Raw genomic sequence first — 17,830 nt, 5'->3', positions numbered from 1 at the left:
GGAGCTAGGGGGAGGCGGGCCCGGCGGCCGTGGGTGGGGCGGCCGTGACTGCCTCGCGGTCGGGCGCGAGCGGGTCGGTCACCGTGCCGGACTCCTCGTCGAAGAGCCCCTGCGCCAGCCTGGTCACCGCTGCGGGGACCGGCGGCGCCAGGTCGGCCACAGCTCGGAGACCGGACAGGACGTCGTCGGGTCGCACGGCAGGTGTCACGTGCCGCACAACCAGCCGCAGTATCGCACAGGGCCCCTCTCCGGGCCTATCAGGCTGTGGAGAGTCCGCCTCCAGCCCGGCCACGGCACCCCGTGCGTCGAAGGTCCGCATGCCGTTCTTCGTCCGGCGCTGGACCTCCACCGTCTCGGCCGCGAGGAAGGTCCCGACGGCCTTCTCCGCGTCCTCGACCGTGACGCCGTCGAGCCGCAGCTCCCACACGGACGCGGTCAACCGGTCCGCCAGACCCGACGTACGGGCCTCGACCGCGTCCGTGATGTCGAGGCCGGCCGGCAGCGACTCGTCGAGAAGGACCCGCAGCCCCCCGGGGTCCCGGACCTCGGTGAGCGCGATCTCCAGATACTCGGCTTCGGAGCCCGTGCCGGTGGGCGCGGCGTTCGCGTACGACACCTTCGGGTGCGGAGTGAACCCCGCCGAGTACGCCATCGGCACCTCGGCACGGCGCAGCGCACGCTCGAAGGCGCGCTGGAAGTCGCGGTGGCTGGTGAACCGGAGGCGGCCGCGCTTGGTGTAGCGCAGTCGGATGCGCTGCACCGCAGGTGCGGGCGGCGGGCCTTCGGGCTGTCGCTTGCCCAGTGGTTCTTCTCCTCGGTGCGAGGCGGCGCTGTCGTGCGCCGCCCTGTCTGGTCTTCGGTGACCCCCAGGGGCCCGTCGCCCGGCTCAGCCCACTTCCGCAGGGAGATCTCGGGTCCGGGCACCGCGCCGGGGACGGTCGGTGTCTGTTGCTTACGTTCCAGGTTACGCGCCCGGGGCCGTGCCGGTTCCACGGGCCGGGGCGCGTGCCCCCCGCCGACGAGCGCCCGCCAGGCGTCGAGCCGGGCCTGCCGGATGGTCTCGCTGGCCGACCTCAGCGCCTCGCGGGCGGCGCGTCCGGCCTCGACGGCCGCCAGCTTGGCCGGGGCCCAGACCTGATCGCGTACGAAGTGGCCGACCGGCGTGCAGACGTTGCGGTAGAACCACGCCACGGGGTGCCCGAGCAGATTCCGGGCCAGCCACTTCAAGGCGCGGCCGACGGCCCGCGACACGAACCCGGCGACGCGCCAGGCGACCACGAGCGCGGCGCCGGTCTCCCGGCCGACGACCACGAGGGCGCGGCCGACCGGGGTGAGGATCCAGCGGCACACGAAGCGGGCGGGCGCGACGACCAGGACGCCCGCCAGCCATATGACGCCCGTCCACACGCCCCGGCCCGCCGGGGCGAGCACGCGCGCGTACAGCCAGGCCAGACCGTGGCCGAGCGGAGTGAGGATCCACCGGTACAGCGCGGTCCACGGCCAGACGAGGACCGCCCACACCAGCCACCCGATGCCATGACCGAGCGGCGTGAGCAACCGGACGTACACCCAGGCCAGGACACGGGCCAGTCCGCGACCGAGCGGAGCCAGGACGGCGCGGTACAGCCAGGCCAGCGGAACCGCGATGCCGTAGGTGGCGACCGGCACGGCCACGTACCGCCACACGGCCACCCAGGGCCAGTAGAAGACGGCCTTGACCAGCCACCACGCCCCGATGGCGACGACCTCGGCGAGCCACGCGATCGCGCGCCCGATCGGGGTCAGCACCGTCTCGTACAGCCACCCCAGCGCCCGGCCGATCGGCCTCAGCAGCACGCGCTCCAGCGCCCGCCCGCACACCACGAGCAGGTCCCACACCATGCGCAGGGGCACGACGACGACCAGCACCACGATCCGCACCGGGATCCTGATGGCCACCGTCAGACAGCCTTCGGGCTGCTCGGGCTGCTGCTGCCGCTTCTCCAGGTCCATGATCGGGGAGACGCGAAAGGCCCGGCCCTGGGTTTCCCCAGGGCCGGGCCGTCGCAGGAGTGTTACACCGCCCAGACCCGCGCCCTGCACGCCTATCTGCGCTGGCGCAACAGGAACGCCCGCCACCCAGACGTCCTGGCCGCCCAGCGCCGCCAGCGCGCCCGCATCCGCAGTGAGAACGGCATCCGCTGGGGCGGACGCCCCGTCCCTGAAGCCGCGTGACCTTCGGTTTTCAGGCCTCAACGATCAAGGCCCAGTGCATTGGGAATGCCCCGGATCCAGGCGGCCCGGCCCGGCTCTTCCGCGGCGATGCGCTCCAGGACCTCGATGAACCGCCGGCGCTCACCCGAATCCATCCTGCCGAGCTCATGGGCGATGTCTTCCAGGGTGCTCAACGCCGAATGCGATTCATGCCCCACCTCGACGAGATCCTCCAAGGTCGCCATCGCCGTCAGAAGGGCCCTGACCACTTCGTCTCCCTGAACCACAGCTTCGCCCTCTTCAACACGAGTGATCACGAGACGATGCTGCCACCCGCGCTGGTGTCCAGGACACCACCAGTGCCAAAGCCTCACGACCGCTCACGCCGTCCGGTCGAACGCCATCCGACACCGTGAACGTATGCGGTCAGGGCACTAGCCGAGATCCACCGATGAGTTCCGCAGGCTGCGCCGGTCTACCAGGACGTACGCCATCGAGCCACCGACTGGAGACCCACCATGACCAATCCCGCACACCCCGGCCGCATGCTGTTCGTGAACATCCCCGTAGCGGACCTCGAGCGCAGCAAGGCGTTCTTCGCTGAGCTCGGGTTCAGCTTCAACCCGAAGTTCACCGACGAGACCGCCGCCTGCATGCTGGTCGGCGAGCACGCCTTCGTCATGCTACTCAGCCGCGAGAAGTTCGCGGAGTTCGCGAAACTGCCGATGGCCGATCCCACCACGCACACGCTGGCGCTGTACTGCTTCAGCGTGGCATCCCGCGATGAGGTCGATACGGTCAGCGCCGCTGCGCTCGCGGCGGGTGGCTCCGAGGCGGATGGCGCCGAGGACTACGGCTTCATGTACTCACGCAGCTTCTTCGACCTCGACGGCCACGGCTGGCAGGTCATGTGGATGGACCCGGCGGCGGCGGAGCAGGGCCCCGAGGCGTTCGCAGCCTCCGTGCAGGACGCCGACGCCCTGGCCTGACCTACCACGTTCCACACGTGCGCCGTCGTCGTGCGGCCGACCGCGCCAGCCACGACGGTTCCGACCTCATGCACTGTGTGCCTGCCTCTTGGAGAAAGCTGAGGTTCGGCTCCGTCGAGGGCCTCACAGCGCCAGATTGACGGGCTCAAACGCCACCACGCCGAGAGCCCCTCCCAGAGGGAAGGGGCTCAAAGGCCACACAGCCTCGCATAAGCCTGGAACGAGCCCTCAGATCCACTCCACCTCGGAGACGATGTGCAGGGCACTGCCAGGACCCGGCAGCGACGTCCGAGAGGACGCCAGCGGCGCCGACGGGCGAGGGGGCGAAGCGACGACCGCAGCCAGCACCGCAGCCACCTCCTCCTCGCTCACCCCCGCCAGCGCCTCAATCACCCGATCGAGTGCCTCGCTCACGTCAGTGGGTGTGACCACTCGCGGCGGGCGTCGGACCTGCGTTCTTGACCGTCAGAGGCAGCAACTTCTTGCCGGTCGGGCCGATTTGTATGGTCGTATCCATCTGCGGACAGACACCGCAGTCGAAGCACGGCGTCCAGCGGCAGTCCTCGACCTCGGTCTCGTCGAGCGCGTCCTGCCAGTCCTCCCAGAGCCAGTCCTTGTCGAGACCGGAGTCCAGGTGGTCCCAGGGCAGGACCTCCTCGTACGTACGCTCACGGGTCGTGTACCAGTCGACGTCGACGCCGGACTCGGGCAGCGTCTTCTCCGCGCACTCCATCCACCGGTCGTACGAGAAGTGCTCACGCCAGCCGTCGAAGCGGCCCCCGTCCTCGTAGACGGCGCGGATGACGGCGCCGATGCGGCGGTCGCCGCGCGAGAGCAGGCCCTCGACGATGCCGGGCTTGCCGTCGTGGTAGCGGAAGCCGATGGAGCGGCCGTACTTCTTGTCACCGCGGATCTTGTCGCGGAGCTTCTCCAGGCGGGCGTCGGTCCCCTCGGCGGAGAGCTGCGGGGCCCACTGGAACGGCGTGTGCGGCTTGGGCACGAAGCCGCCGATCGACACCGTGCAGCGGATGTCGTTCGAGCCGGAGACCTCGCGGCCCTTCTGGATCACCTTGGTCGCCATGTCGGCGATCTGCAGGACGTCGTCGTCGGTCTCGGTCGGCAGACCGCACATGAAGTACAGCTTCACCTGGCGCCAGCCGTTGCCGTACGCGGTGGCGACGGTCCGGATCAGGTCCTCCTCCGAGACCATCTTGTTGATGACCTTGCGGATGCGCTCGGAGCCGCCCTCGGGGGCGAAGGTGAGACCGGAGCGGCGGCCGTTGCGGGTCAGCTCGTTCGCCAGGTCGATGTTGAACGCGTCGACGCGGGTGGACGGGAGGGACAGACCGATCTTGTCCTCCTCGTACCGGTCCGCGAGGCCCTTGGCGATGTCGCCGATCTCGCTGTGGTCCGCGGAGGACAGCGACAGCAGGCCGACCTCCTCGAAGCCGGTCGCCTTGAGGCCCTTCTCGACCATGTCGCCGATGCCGGTGATGCTGCGCTCGCGCACGGGGCGCGTGATCATGCCGGCCTGGCAGAAGCGGCAGCCGCGGGTGCAGCCGCGGAAGATCTCGACGGACATCCGCTCGTGGACGGTCTCGGCGAGCGGGACGAGCGGCTGCTTGGGGTAGGGCCACTCGTCGAGGTCCATGACGGTGTGCTTGGACACGCGCCACGGCACGCCCGACTTGTTCGGTACGACGCGGCCGATGCGGCCGTCGGGCAGGTACTCGACGTCGTAGAAGCCCGGGACGTACACGCCGCCGGTCTTCGCGAGACGGAACAGCAGCTCCTCGCGGCCGCCGGGGCGGTCCTCGGCCTTCCAGGCGCGGATGATCTCGGTGATCTCCAGGACGGCCTGCTCGCCGTCGCCGATGACCGCGCAGTCGATGAAGTCCGCGATCGGCTCGGGGTTGAAGGCGGCGTGGCCGCCCGCGAGGACGATCGGGTCGTCGACGGTGCGGTCCTTGGCCTCCAGCGGGATGCCTGCGAGGTCGAGGGCCGTGAGCATGTTCGTGTAGCCGAGCTCGGTGGAGAAGCTCAGGCCGAGGACGTCGAAGGCCTTGACGGGGCGGTGGCTGTCCACGGTGAACTGCGGGACGCCGTGCTCGCGCATCAGCGCTTCGAGGTCCGGCCACACGCTGTACGTGCGCTCGGCGAGGACGCCCTCGCGCTCGTTCAGTACCTCGTAGAGAATCATGACGCCCTGGTTGGGCAGTCCGACCTCGTACGCGTCCGGGTACATGAGCGCCCAGCGCACGTCGCAGCTCTCCCACGGCTTGACCGTGGAGTTCAGCTCACCACCGACGTACTGGATGGGCTTCTGCACATGCGGGAGCAGAGCTTCGAGCTGTGGGAAGACCGACTCGGCAGACATCAGGAAACCTTCGTGGGCTGGCAAAGGGCGATTCTCAAGCGTAACCCGATCGGGACGTGCTCCCCGCCCGCCCAGGAGGCGCCGGGGTCAGGCCGTCAGTGCCGCGCGCAGCTTGGGCCGGGACGCCTTGTCCCAGACGTCGGGGAGCTCGCGCTCCCGGTCGGCGGCCGACGCCTGCTCCTGGCCGAAGAGAAGTCCCCAGCTGAACGCCGATTCACCGGCCGCGTAGGCCTGGATCGCGAGGTCGCGGAGGGTGTCGCGGGCGACGACGCTGTCCTGGTGGTCGCCGAGGACGGTCTGGACGGCCTTCATGCGCTTGGCGAATTTCCTGGCCGGCTTGCCGAGGGCGGGGGTCGCGGCCTCCGCGGCGTAGCGGGCGCGCTTGGCGGCCTTGCGCGCGTCGTGCATGGCGAGGTCCCGGTCGTGGCCCGCGGGGAGGCCGAGTGCGTGCGCGACGCGGGCCGCGAGGCGGCCGTAGTCCTTGAGTACGGCCTTGGGCAGGGCGTCTTCGGGCTTCGCGGCGGCGGCCTCGAGGAGGGGCGGCTCGTCGAGGAGGGCGTCGAGGGCGTCCAGGAGGGCGAGGTACCGCTTGGTGTCGAGGACGGCGACCGAGCGGCGCCGCGCGTCGGACCGGTTCGCGGTGCCCCAGAACGTGAGCCTCCGCCGGACCGGCCCGAGCACCAGCGTATCCGGCAGCCCGTCGACGCGGTCGCGCAGCCGCTCGGCCAGGACTTCCTGGTCCCGGGCGGCCCCCAGCTCTCCCGCCAGCCATTTGAGCTCGTCGCCGAGCGGGTCGGTGACCTGCCGGTCGATGATCTTCCGGTACGTCTTGAAGGCGCTGCGCATGCGGCGCGTGGCGACCCGCATCTGGTGCACGGCGTCGGGCAGGTCCCGCCGCACGGCGGGGTCGAGCGCGACGACGGCGTCCCGCTGCTCCCGCAGATAGGCGAGGACGAACTCGCCGGCGTCCTTTGGTCCGAGCCGTGCCCCGCGGTCCCTGACGGTCTTCGCGGCCTCGGCGGCCTTCGGGGCCTTGGCGTCCTTGCCGGTCCGCTTCGTGGCGCGGGTGTCGACCGCCCCGGCGGGCGCGGACCCGGGCTCGGCCCCGGATTCGGCCCCGGCGGAGGCGGGTGCTGTCTCCTCCAGCGCCCGTGCCAGCTTGGACGCGGCCGACGAGGGCCGCACCCCCGCCTTGCCGAGGCGCTTGCCGACGGCGTCGAGCAGGGCCGGGTCACCGTCGTCGGCGAGCTCGACCTCGATCTCGGTCCAGGACGTCGTGCCGCCACCCTCCGTGAGGCGCTCGGCGAGCACGGAGTCGACGGACAGTTCGGCGAGGAGTTCGCCCTGCTCGTCGACCAGGTGGCTGACGTCCCGGGAGGAGAGCAGCCGGACGACGGGAACGAGTTCGGCATCGCGCGTGCGCGAGCGGACGAGGTCCGTGAGGGCGCGGGGCAGGGTGTCGTCGAGGGGGGCGCGGATCTCGTCGCGGATGCCCGCGGACACGGGGAACTTCAGGTGCCAGCCCTCGTCGCCGCCGCCCGTGCGCCGCCGCAGCGTGATCCCGTCCGCCGCGAGGCGCAGCTCGGGGGTGTCGTAGTAGGTGGCGTCCAGCTCCGTCACGCCTTGGTGGACGACGGCCGCCACCCCGGCCACGCCGGTCAGGTCCGGCAGCTCGGTCCCGGCGTCGGCTTCGTACTTGCGCTCGATTTCCCGCTTCGTGTCCGCCATGAACAAAATCTAGACGCCATGGCGCCTCCGCGTCAGTACGTACCGAGCCGTTGTCGGTCCGGGGCCGGTCGTTCCTAGGCCGTCATCGGCCGCTGGACGCGGATCGACTGCAGCAGCCCGACCGCCACCCACACGGCGAACATCGACGAGCCGCCGTACGACACGAAGGGCAGCGGAAGCCCGGCGACGGGCATGATGCCGAGCGTCATCCCGACGTTCTCGAAGGACTGGAAGGCGAACCAGGCGATGATCCCGGCCGCGACGATCGTGCCGTACAGCTCGGTCGTCTCGCGGGCGATCCGGCAGGCCCGCCACAGCACCACACCCAGCAGGAAGAGGATGAAGCCGGCTCCCACGAAGCCGAGTTCCTCGCCCGCCACGGTGAAGACGAAGTCGGTCTGCTGCTCCGGCACGAACTGGCCCGTCGTCTGCGAGCCCTTGAAGAGGCCGGTGCCGAGCAGCCCGCCGGAGCCGATCGCAATGCGCGCCTGGTTGGTGTTGTAGCCGACGCCCGCCGGGTCGAGCTCGGGGTTGGCGAAGGCGGCGAAGCGGTTGATCTGGTACTCGTCGAGGAGTCCGAGCGCGGTGACCAGGACGGCGCCGGCGACGCCCGTGCCGATGAGCCCGAGGACCCAGCGGTTGGAGGCGCCGGAGGCGAGCAGCACGCCGAGCACGATCACGACCATCACCATGACCGAGCCGAGGTCCGGCATCAGCATCACGATCGCCATGGGGACGGCCGCCAGGCCGAGGGACTTGGCGACCGTGCCGTGGTCGGGGTGGACCTGGTCGCCCGCGTCGACCTGGGCCGCCAGCAGCATCGCCATGCCCAGAATGATCGTGATCTTCACGAACTCGGACGGCTGGAGGGAGAATCCGCCGCCGACCACGATCCAGGCGTGCGCACCGTTGATCGTCGCGCCGAGCGGTGTGAGCACCAGCAGGACGAGCAGCACGGAGATCCCGTACAGGACCGGCACGGCTCCGCGCAGGGTGCGGTGGCCGAGCCAGATCGTGCCGGCCATCAGGGCGAAGCCGATGCCGGTGTTCAGCAGATGGCGGAACAGGAAGTAGTACGGGTCGCCCTGGTTGAGCTCGGTGCGGTTGCGCGTGGCCGACCAGACGAGCAGCGCGCCGATCAGCGACAGCGCGACGGCGGACAGCAGCATCGGCCAGTCGAGCCGGCGCAGCATCGAGTCACGGGCGGTGAGCCTGGCCCAGGGGCCGCGTTCGGGGGCGTACCGCGCGACCGAGAAGCCGTGGGTTCCGGCCATGGGTCAGTCCCTCCGCCCTGTCGCGGGCGGCGGGCCCGCGAGCGTCTTGGGCTCTTCCGGCTTCGGCTTCTGCGGGGCGTAGGGCCGGATCTGCGGGGCGTCGATCGTCCCGTCGGGGCTGATCTTCGGCAGGGCCTTCTGCGGCTGCGGCAGCAGGGCCTGCTTGAGATCCTGGTTGCCTTCCATGTCGAGCCCGTAGAGCGCGTTGTAGATGTTGCGCACGGCGGGGCCGGAGGCGCCCGAGCCCGTACCGCCCTGGGAGATCGTCATGACGATCGAGTAGTCCTTGGTGTACGTGGCGAACCACGAGGTCGTCTGCTTGCCGTGGACCTCTGCCGTGCCGGTCTTGGCGTGCATCGGGATCTTGTCCTGCGGCCAGCCGCCGAATCGCCAGGCGGCCGTACCTCGGGTGGCGACTCCCGCGAGGGCTTCGTCCATCAGCGCCCGCGTCTTGGCGTTCATCGGCAGCTTGCCGTGCGACTTGGGCTTGATCTCCCGCACGCTCCTGCCGTCGGCGCTGATGACCGCCTTGCCGACGGTGGGGTCGTAGAGGGTGCCGCCGTTGGAGATGGCGGCGTAGATCGTGGCCATCTGGATGGGGGTGACGAGCGTGTCGCCCTGGCCGATGGAGTAGTTGACGGAGTCACCGGCGCGCATGAGGTTGCCTTCGAGGCAGTTCTCGTACGAGAGCTGCTGGACGTAGGTGCCGCCCTTCTTCCCGGTCTTGCACCAGTAGTCCTTGTTCGCCTCCCAGAACTTCTGCTTCCAGCGGCGGTCGGGGACCCGGCCGGTCTCCTCGTTGGGCAGGTCGATCCCGGTCTCCGCGCCGAGGCCGAACTGGTGGGCGGTCTTGTAGAACCAGTCCGCCGGGTTCTTCTTCGGCTTGAGGCCGCCGTCCTTGATCCACTGCTGGTGGGCGAGACCGTAGTAGACGGTGTCGCAGGAGACCTCGAGGGCCTGGCCGAGGGTGATGCTGCCGTGGCCCTGGGACTCGAAGTTCTTGAAGACCTGGTTGCCGATGGAGTACGAGCTCGGGCAGGGGTAGCGGCCCTTGAAGTCGTAGCCGGCGTTGACCGCCGCGGTGGTCGGGACGACCTTGAAGATCGAGCCGGGTGCGGCCTGGCCCTGGATGGCCCGGTTCAGCAGCGGGAAGTTGGACTTCTTGCCGGTCAGCTTGGCGTAGTCCTTGGCGGAGATGCCGCCGACCCAGGCGTTGGGGTCGTAGGTGGGCAGCGAGGCCATCGCGACCACCCGGCCGGTCTTCGCCTCCATGACGACGACGGCGCCCGAGTCGGCCTTGTAGTTCCGGTTGGTGTTGTCGTCGAAGACCTTGCGGGCTTCCTTCATCGCGTTGTTGAGCTCCCACTCGGCGACCGCCTGGACGCGGGCGTCGATGGAGGTGACGACATTGGCGCCGGGCTCGGCCTTGTCCGCCTTGGCCTGGCCCATGACGCGGCCGAGGTTGTCGACCTCGTAGCGGGTGACACCGGCCTTGCCGCGCAGATCCTTGTCGTACGTACGCTCGAGTCCGGAGCGGCCGACCTGGTCGGAGCGGAGGAACGGCGAGTCGGTGTCCTTGGCCTTCTCGATCTCCTCGTCGGTGACGGGCGAGAGATAGCCGAGTACCTGCGAGGTGTTGGCCTTGCCGGGTGCCGGGTAGCGGCGGACGGCGGTGGGCTCGGCGGTGATGCCGGGGAAGTCCTCGGCGCGCTCGCGGATCTGGAGAGCCTGCTGGGTGGTGGCCTCGTCGGTGACCGGGATCGGCTGGTACGGGGAACCGTTCCAGCAGGGCTGCGGGGTCTTGGAGTCGCAGAGCCGGACCTTGTCCATGACGTCCTTCGGCTTCATGCCGAGGACCGCCGCGAGCCGGGTGAGGACGCCTTTGCCGTCGTCCTTCATCTTCAGCAGATCGGTGCGGGACGCGGAGACGACGAGACGGGTCTCGTTGTCGGCGAGCGGCACTCCGCGGGCGTCGAGGATCTCGCCGCGGACGGCGGGCTGGACGACCTGCTGGACGCCGTTTCCCGAGGCCTCCTTGGCGTACTCCTCGCCGTCGCGGATCTGGATGAACCAGAGGCGTCCGCCCAGGGTGGCGAGGAGGGAGAAGACGAGGATCTGGATGACGACGAGCCGGATCTGGACGCGAGGGGTCCGTCCGGTCTCGGGAATGTTGGTCACGCTGCCGATGCCCCCTCGATCACAGTCGCTTGATTCCCTTGATGCGGCCGGCGCGGGACGCTCGTGTCCTGGCCGCCTTCACGCGGAGTCCGCCGCTGCGCTGGCTGCCGATCCGCAGTCCGGTGCCGAAGGACGTCCATCCGTTGGACACGTCGGTGGCGCCGGACTGGTTCTCGGCGAGCGGGTCGTTCTCGGCGCGTCTCGCCAGCGCCATGATCAGCGGCACGGTGAACGGCGCGAGCAGCAGGTCGTACACGGCCGCGGTGAACAGCAGCGAGCCGAGGCCGACATGGCGGGCGGCCGTGTCGCCGACGAGGGCGCCGACGCCCGCGTACAGCAGGGTGGAGCCGACGGCGGCGGCGACGACCACGAGCATCGGTCCCGTGGCCGAGGTGAGCCGGCCGGTCTCCGGCTTGACGAGGCCCGCGAGATAGCCGATGACGCACAGCACGAGCGCGTAGCGTCCCGCGGCGTGGTCGGCGGGCGGGGCGAGGTCGGCGAGCAGGCCCGCACCGAAGCCGATGAGGGCGCCGCTGACGTGCCCGTACACGAGCGCGAGGGCGAGGACGACGAGCAGCAGCAGGTCGGGGACGGCCCCGGGGAGGTGGAGGCGGGAGAGGACGGAGACCTGGACGACGAGGGCGACCACGACCAGCGTGGTGGAGAGCAGCATCCGGTTGAAGCGCATGGTGTTCAGCTCCTCCTGCTACTCGTCGTTCTGGCCGGTGTCTGTGCCTGTGTCAGTGCCCGTATCGGGGCCGGTACTCGCTCCGGTGTCCCTGCGGGCGTCCGCCGCGGTGTCCGCGCCCGTGCGGGTGTCCGTGCCGTCGCCCTGACTCCCGTCCTCTTCCTGGCCGTTGGGCGACGGGGTCACCGTCACCGTGACCGTGGGCGTGGGGGTCGGCTTCGGCTTCGCCGGGAGGACCGTGTCGCGCGGGTCGCTGCGCGGCGCCTGGACGACGACTCCGACGATGTCGAGCTTGGAGAAGGAGGCGAACGGGCGGACGAAGATGGTCCGTGTGAGGTCGCCGCCGGACGGGTCGACGCGGACGACCTCGCCGACCGGTACCCCGGGCACGAACGGCTTGTCGGCCTGCGAGCCGAAGGTGACCAGCCGGTCGCCCTTCTTCACCTTGGCCTTGCCGTTGAGGAGCTGCACGGACAGCGGCCGGTCGCCCTGACCGGTCGCGAAGCCGAGCTCGTCGGTGCCTTCCATGCGCGTACCGACCGTGAAGTCCGGGTCGTTGGCGAGGAGTACGGTCGCGGTGTCCGGGCCGACGGTGGTGACTCGGCCGACGAGCCCGTCGCCGTTGAGCACGGTCATGTCGCGGAGGATGCCGTCCCGGGAGCCGACGTCGATGGTGACGGTCCAGGAGAAGCCCTGGGCGGCTCCTATGGCGATGACCTCGGCGGCCTTGATGCCGTACTGCCCGTTGGCCGCCTTCTTCAGCATGTCGTCGAGCTGACGGAGCCGGCTCTGGTTGCGGGCGTCGCTGCCGAGCCTCGCCTTGAGGGTGGCGTTCTCCCGTTCCAGCACGGCGATCCGGTTGTGGCGCTCCCCCGAGTCCCGGACCGCTCCGATGGCGTTGCCGATCGGGTCGACGGCCGCCGCCACGCCGTTCTCGACCGGTCCGAATACCGCGGCGGCGGCCTGCCGGGCGCCGTCCACCGGTGACTCCTGGCCGCCGCGGATGTCCACCGTGATCAGTGCGAACGCGATGGCGATCAGCAGGACCAGGAGCAGCCGGCTCTCTTTCGTGTCCCTCACGTGCGGCGGCCGTGCCTTCCTCATAGGAATGTGTGTGCTGCGTGCCGTTGTGCTCTGTGATGTTGCGGAGTGGCGCTGATGTTGTTGTGTGGCGGTGCTTTGTGCCGTTATACCAACGATCCGCCGTACGGGTCCGGCAGCGGCCGCACAGGGGGTCCCCCGGGCGGACGGACCAGGGGGAGGCTTCGGGTTGTGTCCGCTACCTGCGCGGCTGGGCGTCCAGCACCTGCTGGAGCGCCTCGAACTCCTCGACGCACTTGCCGGAGCCGAGCGCGACCGAGTCCAGGGGGTCCTCGGCGATGTGGATGGGCATACCGGTCTCGTGGCGCAGGCGCTCGTCGAGGCCGCGCAGCAGGGCGCCACCGCCGGTGAGGACGATGCCGCGGTCCATGACGTCGCCGGACAGCTCGGGCGGGCACTTGTCGAGCGTGGTCTTCACGGCGTCGACGATCGCGTTGACCGGCTCCTCGATGGCCTTGCGGACCTCGGCGGCGGAGATGACCACCGTCTTCGGCAGACCGGAGACCAGGTCGCGGCCGCGGATCTCGGTGTGCTCGTCCTTGTCCATCGCGTAGGCCGAGCCGATGGTGATCTTGATGTTTTCGGCGGTGCGCTCACCGAGAAGGAGGCTGTACTCCTTCTTGATGTGCTGGATGATCGCGTTGTCCAGCTCGTCGCCGGCCACCCGGATGGACTGTGCCGTGACGATTCCGCCGAGGGAGATCACGGCCACCTCGGTGGTGCCGCCGCCGATGTCCACCACCATGTTGCCGGTGGCCTCGTGGACCGGCAGACCCGCTCCGATGGCGGCGGCCATCGGCTCCTCGATGATGTGCACCTGGCGCGCGCCGGCCTGCGTCGAGGCCTCGATGACCGCCCGTCGCTCGACTCCGGTGATGCCGGAGGGCACACAGACGACGATGCGCGGGCGCGCCGCCCAGCGACGCTTGTGGATCTTGAGGATGAAGTAGCGGAGCATCCGCTCGGTGATCTCGAAGTCGGCGATCACGCCGTCCTTGAGCGGGCGCACCGCGACGATGTTCCCCGGCGTGCGGCCGATCATCTTCTTGGCCTCGGAGCCCACCGCGAGGATCCCGCCGGTGTTCGTGTTGATGGCGACGACGGACGGCTCGTTGAGGACGATCCCACGACCCCTGACGTACACCAGCGTGTTGGCGGTCCCGAGGTCGACAGCCATGTCACGGCCGATGAACGACATTGAGTTCCCCTTGTGTCCCATGAGGATGCGTCGGGCCTTCCCAAATCGAGCTTTGATGGCTTTTTAGGTAGGCGAGGAGGTGCTGCTCAGGCGCTGTGGCGTGAAGGCTTCCATCGTAGTGCCGCCTGCACGGACACCGCGCGCTGGCCCGCCTCAATAAGGGTGACGACGAGTCGGAGCGAAGCGTTCCCGGTATCGGGGTTCGTATGCCGAGGGGCGACCGAAATTCCTTCGGTCGCCCCAGGCCAGGAGCGCTGGACGGCTGACGCTCAATCAGGAAAGACCCGGGAAGAAAATCTTCAGTTCCCGGATGGCGGACTCCTCGGAGTCCGAGGCGTGAATGAGGTTCTCGCGGACGATCGTGCCGTAGTCGCCGCGGATGGAACCGGGGGCGGCCGCGATCGGGTCGGTCGGGCCCGTCAGGGTGCGGACGCCCTCGATGACGCGCTCGCCCTCGACGACGAGGGCGACGACCGGGCCGGACAGCATGAACTCGACGAGCGGCTCGTAGAACGGCCGGCCGACGTGCTCGGCGTAGTGCTGCTCCAGGGTCTCGCGGTCGAGCCGGCGCAGCTCCAGCGCGGTGATCTGCCAGCCCGCCTTGCGCTCGATACGGCCGATGATCTCGCCGATCAGGCCGCGGCGTACGGCGTCGGGCTTGAGCAGGACGAGCGTGCGCTGGCTCACGGTGCGGGCTCCTTCGAGTGCGGGTCTCGGGTGCGGGACTCGGCGGTCGAGTCCCGGGTCGAGTCCCAGGTGTCGGTTCCTGGGTCTCGGGTCTCGGGATGAGGGGGGCCGGACGCGCCGGCCCCTCAGAGGCTACAGGGCGCCCCCCGTGGACCGTTACGCAGCGTCAGGCCCTGCCGAGGCCTCGGCGGAGTGCTGCGCGGCCCATGCCGCCTTCGCCTCGTCCACCTTGCGTCCGTAGTGCACCGAGGCCCACCACAGGGCGGTGAACACCACGCCAAGGATGAACATCATCGGGACCACGAAGCCGCTCACGATCAGGCCGATCTGCAGGACCCAGCCGAGCTGGACCCCTCCGGGCCGGGTGATCATCCCGCACAGCAGCACCGACAGCAACATCGCGATGCCGCAGACCGTCCAGACCAGCGTCATGGACAGCCCGTCGGTCTTCATCGCCACCAGACCGGCGAAGCCGATCACGAAGAACTCGCCGATCAGCGTCGACGCACAGAGCGTACGCATGGGACTCAGCCCCTCCCCAGCAGCAGCCGGGCCTCGCCGACCGTGATCACGGAGCCGGTGACCAGGATGCCCGCTCCCGCGTACTCCGCCTCTTCCTCGGCGAGCGTGACCGCCGCCTCCAGCGCGTCGTCGAGGCGCGGCTCGACGACCACCCGCTCGTCGCCGAAGACCTCCACGGCCACCGCGGCCAGCTCGTCGGCGTTCATCGCGCGATGGCTGGAGTTCTGCGTGACGACGATCTCCGTGAAGACCGGCTCGAAGGCCTCGAGGACAGCCCTCACGTCCTTGTCGCTGCTGGTGCCCACGACACCGATGAGCCGCGAGAAGCCGAACGCCTCGGTGATGCCCTCGGCGGCCGCCCGCGCCCCCGCCGGGTTGTGCGCGGCGTCCAGGACGACGGTCGGGCTGCGGCGTACGACCTCGAGGCGGCCGGGCGAGACGACGGACGCGAACGCCGTGCGGACGGTGTCCACATCGAGCGTGCGCGCGTGCTGCGCGCCGATGCCGAAGAAGGCCTCGACCGCGGCGAGCGCCACCGCCGCGTTGTGCGCCTGGTGAGCGCCGTACAGCGGGAGGAAGATCTCGTCGTACTCCCCGCCGAGGCCGCGCAGGGTCAGCAGCTGCCCGCCGACCGCGACCTCACGGGACGCGACGCCGAACTCCATGCCCTCGCGGGCCACCGTCGCGTCGACCTCGACGGCCTTCTTCAGCATGACCTGCGCGGCCTCGACCGGCTGCTGCGCCAGGATCACGGTCGCGCCCTGCTTGATGACACCGGCCTTCTCGCCGGCGATCTCGCCCGGGGTCGTGCCCAGGCGGTCGGTGTGGTCCAGATCGATCGGGGTGACCACGGCGACCGACCCGTCGATGACATTGGTGGCGTCCCAGCTGCCGCCCATGCCGACCTCGACGACGGCCACATCGACCGGCGCGTCGGCGAACGCGGCGTACGCCATGCCGGTCAGCACCTCGAAGAAGGAGAGCCGGAACTCCTGGGCGGCGTCGACCATCTCGACGTACGGCTTGATGTCCTTGTACGTGGCGACGAAGCGCTCGGGGTCGATCGGCGCGCCGTCCAGGCTGATCCGCTCGGTGATCGACTGCACGTGGGGCGAGGTGTACCGCCCGGTGCGCAGCTCGAAGGCGCCGAGCAGGGCCTCGATCATGCGGGCCGTGGACGTCTTGCCGTTCGTGCCCGTGATGTGGATCGACGGGTACGCGCGCTGCGGCTCGCCCAGCACGTCCATCAGCGCCGAGATCCGGCTGACCGACGGCTCCAGCTTCGTCTCGCCCCAGCGGGTCGCGAGGTCCGCCTCGACCTCGCGCAGCGCCTTGTCCACCTCCGGGTCGGCGGGCCGCATGGGCACCTGGTCTGCCTGGGGCGGTCCGGCCTGGGTGCGCAGGGTGCGGCTGCCGGCCTCGATCACCGCCAGGTCGGGGTCACGGTCGGTCTCGCCATCGACGATCTCGTCGAACACGTCGGCCTCGTGGATGGCGTCGACGTCGTCGACGTCGTCGGTGTCATCGGCGTCGTCAAAGGGATCCGGCTGCTGCTGCTCACTCACGCTGCCAGTCTACGGAGGGCCACCGACACCACGGTCGAGGCCCGCCTGCAGAGGCCTGCCGATGCCCTGCCCCATGCCCTGCGGACGCCCTGGGGATGCCCTCACAGGCCCGACGGCAGGAGGGCCAGCACGTGGTACGCGCCGTCCCGCGGGCCCGCCGTGAGCACCCCGCCCATGCTCTCGACCCGCTCGCGCATCGAGAACGTGCCGGTCCCGCTCGATACGGGCTCCTCGCGCGCCGGGTCCTCGGCCGCCAGCGGATTGCCGACCTCGATCCGCAGCCGGGCGCCCTCCACGTCGATGTGCACGGTCACCGTCTCCCCCGGCGCGTGCTTGGCGGCGTTCGTCAGACACTCCTGCACCACCCGGTACACCGCGGTCTGCCGCAGCGCCGGGATCCGGCGGGCCCGGTCGGTGATCGTCAGCTCCACCGGGCTGCCCATCCGCTCCCCCTCCGCCGCGAGCGCGGGGAGACCCTCGAGGCCCGGGGTCGCGGTCCGCTCGTCGGCACGCCGCACGATGATCTCGTTCAGCATGTGATGGGCGCGGCGGGCCGTTTCGGCGAGCTCGTCGAAGTCGGCCCCGTGCGCCTCTCCCCGGGCCCGTACGGCCAGCACCTCGGCCCGTACGGCGAGCATGGTCAGCTCCCGGCCCACCAGGTCGTGCACATCGCGGGCGACCGAGGTGCGTTCCTTCTGCACGGCCTGGAGAGCCACGGTCTCCGCGCGCTGTGTCTCCAGCTCACGGATCAGGTCCTGCCGGTACGCGGCGATCCCGACGCCCGAGGCGAGGACTCCGATCGGCACCACCAGACTCAGGAACTCGCTCAGCGAATCGCCCCGATGGGCCGGCCAGCCTGGCGTGCTGAACAGCAGGTACGCCGTCAGGATGTAGCCCGCCGTGGCCACGGCGCCCGCGACACGGCCCCGGAAGCGGCCGAGCGAGTACAGCGCGAACTGGATGAGCGTCAGCTCGTGCAGCCAGCCGAGGAAGCCGAGTGCAACGAGGTACGGCACCCAGGGCGCCCGGCGCCGCAGCAGCAGCGTCGCCGCGCCCGCCGCCAGGACGACGGTCGCGCTCACCCGGCCCAGGGAGTTGTCCGCCTCGGCCAGGCCCGGCACGTCGAGGAGCATCAGCGCGAAGCAGCTGAGCGCGGTGACGGCGTCGACGGCACGCGGCGACACCGCCCAGCGGTCCGCGTACCGGCGCCCCGGGGGGAAAGGAGGGGGGGGGGGCCGGGCGGGGGGGGGGGGGGGGGTTGGGGGGGGGTGGGCCTCTGCCCCACTCGGGGGGAGGGGGGGGTATGGTCCCAGCGGAGAAAGGGAGCGGC

The 17,830-nt window shown here is 70.4% G+C and carries 15 protein-coding genes and 1 pseudogene; 2 read left to right on the top strand and 14 right to left on the bottom strand.

Annotation, left to right across the window (positions count from 1 at the left end; translation table 11 throughout):
* Positions 1-4 precede the first annotated feature (4 nt).
* Complete coding sequence (locus tag ACFV9O_RS12695) at positions 5-760, bottom strand: TIGR03936 family radical SAM-associated protein (protein ID WP_385416129.1); 756 nt, start codon at positions 758-760, stop codon at positions 5-7.
* Between the two features lie 1,298 nt (positions 761-2,058).
* Between ACFV9O_RS12695 and ACFV9O_RS12690 the strand changes: the two are divergent.
* Positions 2,059-2,214: pseudogene (locus ACFV9O_RS12690) on the top strand (IS630 family transposase); the annotation flags it as partial.
* Positions 2,215-2,231: 17 nt separating this feature from the next.
* On the opposite strand, the gene ACFV9O_RS12685 reads toward ACFV9O_RS12690, so the two are convergent.
* Complete coding sequence (locus ACFV9O_RS12685; protein ID WP_385416127.1) at positions 2,232-2,510, bottom strand: hypothetical protein; 279 nt, start codon at positions 2,508-2,510, stop codon at positions 2,232-2,234.
* Between the two features lie 201 nt (positions 2,511-2,711).
* Between ACFV9O_RS12685 and ACFV9O_RS12680 the strand changes: the two genes are divergently transcribed.
* Positions 2,712-3,182 (top strand): VOC family protein, encoded by a 471-nt coding sequence (locus ACFV9O_RS12680; RefSeq protein ID WP_385416124.1) that lies wholly within the window; start codon positions 2,712-2,714, stop codon positions 3,180-3,182.
* Positions 3,183-3,410: 228 nt separating this feature from the next.
* Here the strand turns inward: ACFV9O_RS12680 and ACFV9O_RS12675 are convergent, their stop codons facing one another.
* From ACFV9O_RS12675 to ACFV9O_RS12620, 12 genes are all read right to left on the bottom strand, one after another.
* The gene (locus tag ACFV9O_RS12675; RefSeq protein ID WP_385416122.1) at positions 3,411-3,596 is read right to left on the bottom strand and encodes a hypothetical protein; all 186 of its coding nucleotides are present in this window, start codon (positions 3,594-3,596) and stop codon (positions 3,411-3,413) included.
* A 1-nt stretch (position 3,597) separates the two neighbouring features.
* On the bottom strand, positions 3,598-5,559 hold the full coding sequence (locus ACFV9O_RS12670; protein WP_385416119.1) for a TIGR03960 family B12-binding radical SAM protein: 1,962 nt from the start codon (positions 5,557-5,559) through the stop codon (positions 3,598-3,600).
* Between the two features lie 87 nt (positions 5,560-5,646).
* On the bottom strand, positions 5,647-7,287 hold the full coding sequence (locus tag ACFV9O_RS12665) for a CHAD domain-containing protein (protein ID WP_385416116.1): 1,641 nt from the start codon (positions 7,285-7,287) through the stop codon (positions 5,647-5,649).
* A gap of 74 nt (positions 7,288-7,361) precedes the next feature.
* On the bottom strand, positions 7,362-8,561 hold the full coding sequence (rodA, locus tag ACFV9O_RS12660; RefSeq protein ID WP_385416113.1) for a rod shape-determining protein RodA: 1,200 nt from the start codon (positions 8,559-8,561) through the stop codon (positions 7,362-7,364).
* Between the two features lie 3 nt (positions 8,562-8,564).
* Positions 8,565-10,739, bottom strand: a complete 2,175-nt coding sequence (gene mrdA, locus ACFV9O_RS12655; RefSeq protein ID WP_385416110.1) for a penicillin-binding protein 2 — start codon at positions 10,737-10,739, stop codon at positions 8,565-8,567.
* 19 nt (positions 10,740-10,758) lie between these two features.
* Positions 10,759-11,427, bottom strand: a complete 669-nt coding sequence (mreD, locus tag ACFV9O_RS12650; RefSeq protein WP_385416108.1) for a rod shape-determining protein MreD — start codon at positions 11,425-11,427, stop codon at positions 10,759-10,761.
* An 18-nt stretch (positions 11,428-11,445) separates the two neighbouring features.
* The gene (gene mreC, locus ACFV9O_RS12645; RefSeq protein WP_385416106.1) at positions 11,446-12,507 is read right to left on the bottom strand and encodes a rod shape-determining protein MreC; all 1,062 of its coding nucleotides are present in this window, start codon (positions 12,505-12,507) and stop codon (positions 11,446-11,448) included.
* Positions 12,508-12,706: 199 nt separating this feature from the next.
* The gene (locus tag ACFV9O_RS12640) at positions 12,707-13,726 is read right to left on the bottom strand and encodes a rod shape-determining protein (RefSeq protein ID WP_385416103.1); all 1,020 of its coding nucleotides are present in this window, start codon (positions 13,724-13,726) and stop codon (positions 12,707-12,709) included.
* A gap of 273 nt (positions 13,727-13,999) precedes the next feature.
* Complete coding sequence (ndk, locus tag ACFV9O_RS12635; protein ID WP_385416100.1) at positions 14,000-14,413, bottom strand: nucleoside-diphosphate kinase; 414 nt, start codon at positions 14,411-14,413, stop codon at positions 14,000-14,002.
* Between the two features lie 156 nt (positions 14,414-14,569).
* Complete coding sequence (locus ACFV9O_RS12630) at positions 14,570-14,935, bottom strand: DUF4233 domain-containing protein (protein WP_385416098.1); 366 nt, start codon at positions 14,933-14,935, stop codon at positions 14,570-14,572.
* A 5-nt stretch (positions 14,936-14,940) separates the two neighbouring features.
* Complete coding sequence (locus ACFV9O_RS12625; RefSeq protein ID WP_385416291.1) at positions 14,941-16,428, bottom strand: bifunctional folylpolyglutamate synthase/dihydrofolate synthase; 1,488 nt, start codon at positions 16,426-16,428, stop codon at positions 14,941-14,943.
* 173 nt (positions 16,429-16,601) lie between these two features.
* Positions 16,602-17,684 (bottom strand): sensor histidine kinase, encoded by a 1,083-nt coding sequence (locus ACFV9O_RS12620; protein WP_385416095.1) that lies wholly within the window; start codon positions 17,682-17,684, stop codon positions 16,602-16,604.
* Between the last annotated feature and the right edge of the window lie 146 nt (positions 17,685-17,830).

Origin of the sequence: Streptomyces sp. NPDC059909 (assembly GCF_042730885.1) — a bacterium.
Taxonomy (GTDB): Bacteria; Actinomycetota; Actinomycetes; order Streptomycetales; family Streptomycetaceae; genus Streptomyces.
The sequence above is the reverse complement of the archived record's forward strand: the minus strand, read 5'-3'. Positions and strand labels throughout refer to the sequence as shown.

What these genes read in the sequence shown, in the direction of transcription:
- rodA (WP_385416113.1), bottom strand. Translation starts at nt 8,561, where the DNA reads ATGGCCGGAACCCACGGCTTCTCGGTCGCGCGGTACGCCCCCGAACGC.
- ACFV9O_RS12670 (WP_385416119.1), bottom strand. Translation starts at nt 5,559, where the DNA reads ATGTCTGCCGAGTCGGTCTTCCCACAGCTCGAAGCTCTGCTCCCGCAT.
- mreD (WP_385416108.1), bottom strand. Translation starts at nt 11,427, where the DNA reads ATGCGCTTCAACCGGATGCTGCTCTCCACCACGCTGGTCGTGGTCGCC.
- ACFV9O_RS12640 (WP_385416103.1), bottom strand. Translation starts at nt 13,726, where the DNA reads ATGTCGTTCATCGGCCGTGACATGGCTGTCGACCTCGGGACCGCCAAC.
- ACFV9O_RS12665 (WP_385416116.1), bottom strand. Translation starts at nt 7,287, where the DNA reads ATGGCGGACACGAAGCGGGAAATCGAGCGCAAGTACGAAGCCGACGCC.
- ACFV9O_RS12680 (WP_385416124.1), top strand. Translation starts at nt 2,712, where the DNA reads ATGACCAATCCCGCACACCCCGGCCGCATGCTGTTCGTGAACATCCCC.
- ACFV9O_RS12630 (WP_385416098.1), bottom strand. Translation starts at nt 14,935, where the DNA reads ATGCGTACGCTCTGTGCGTCGACGCTGATCGGCGAGTTCTTCGTGATC.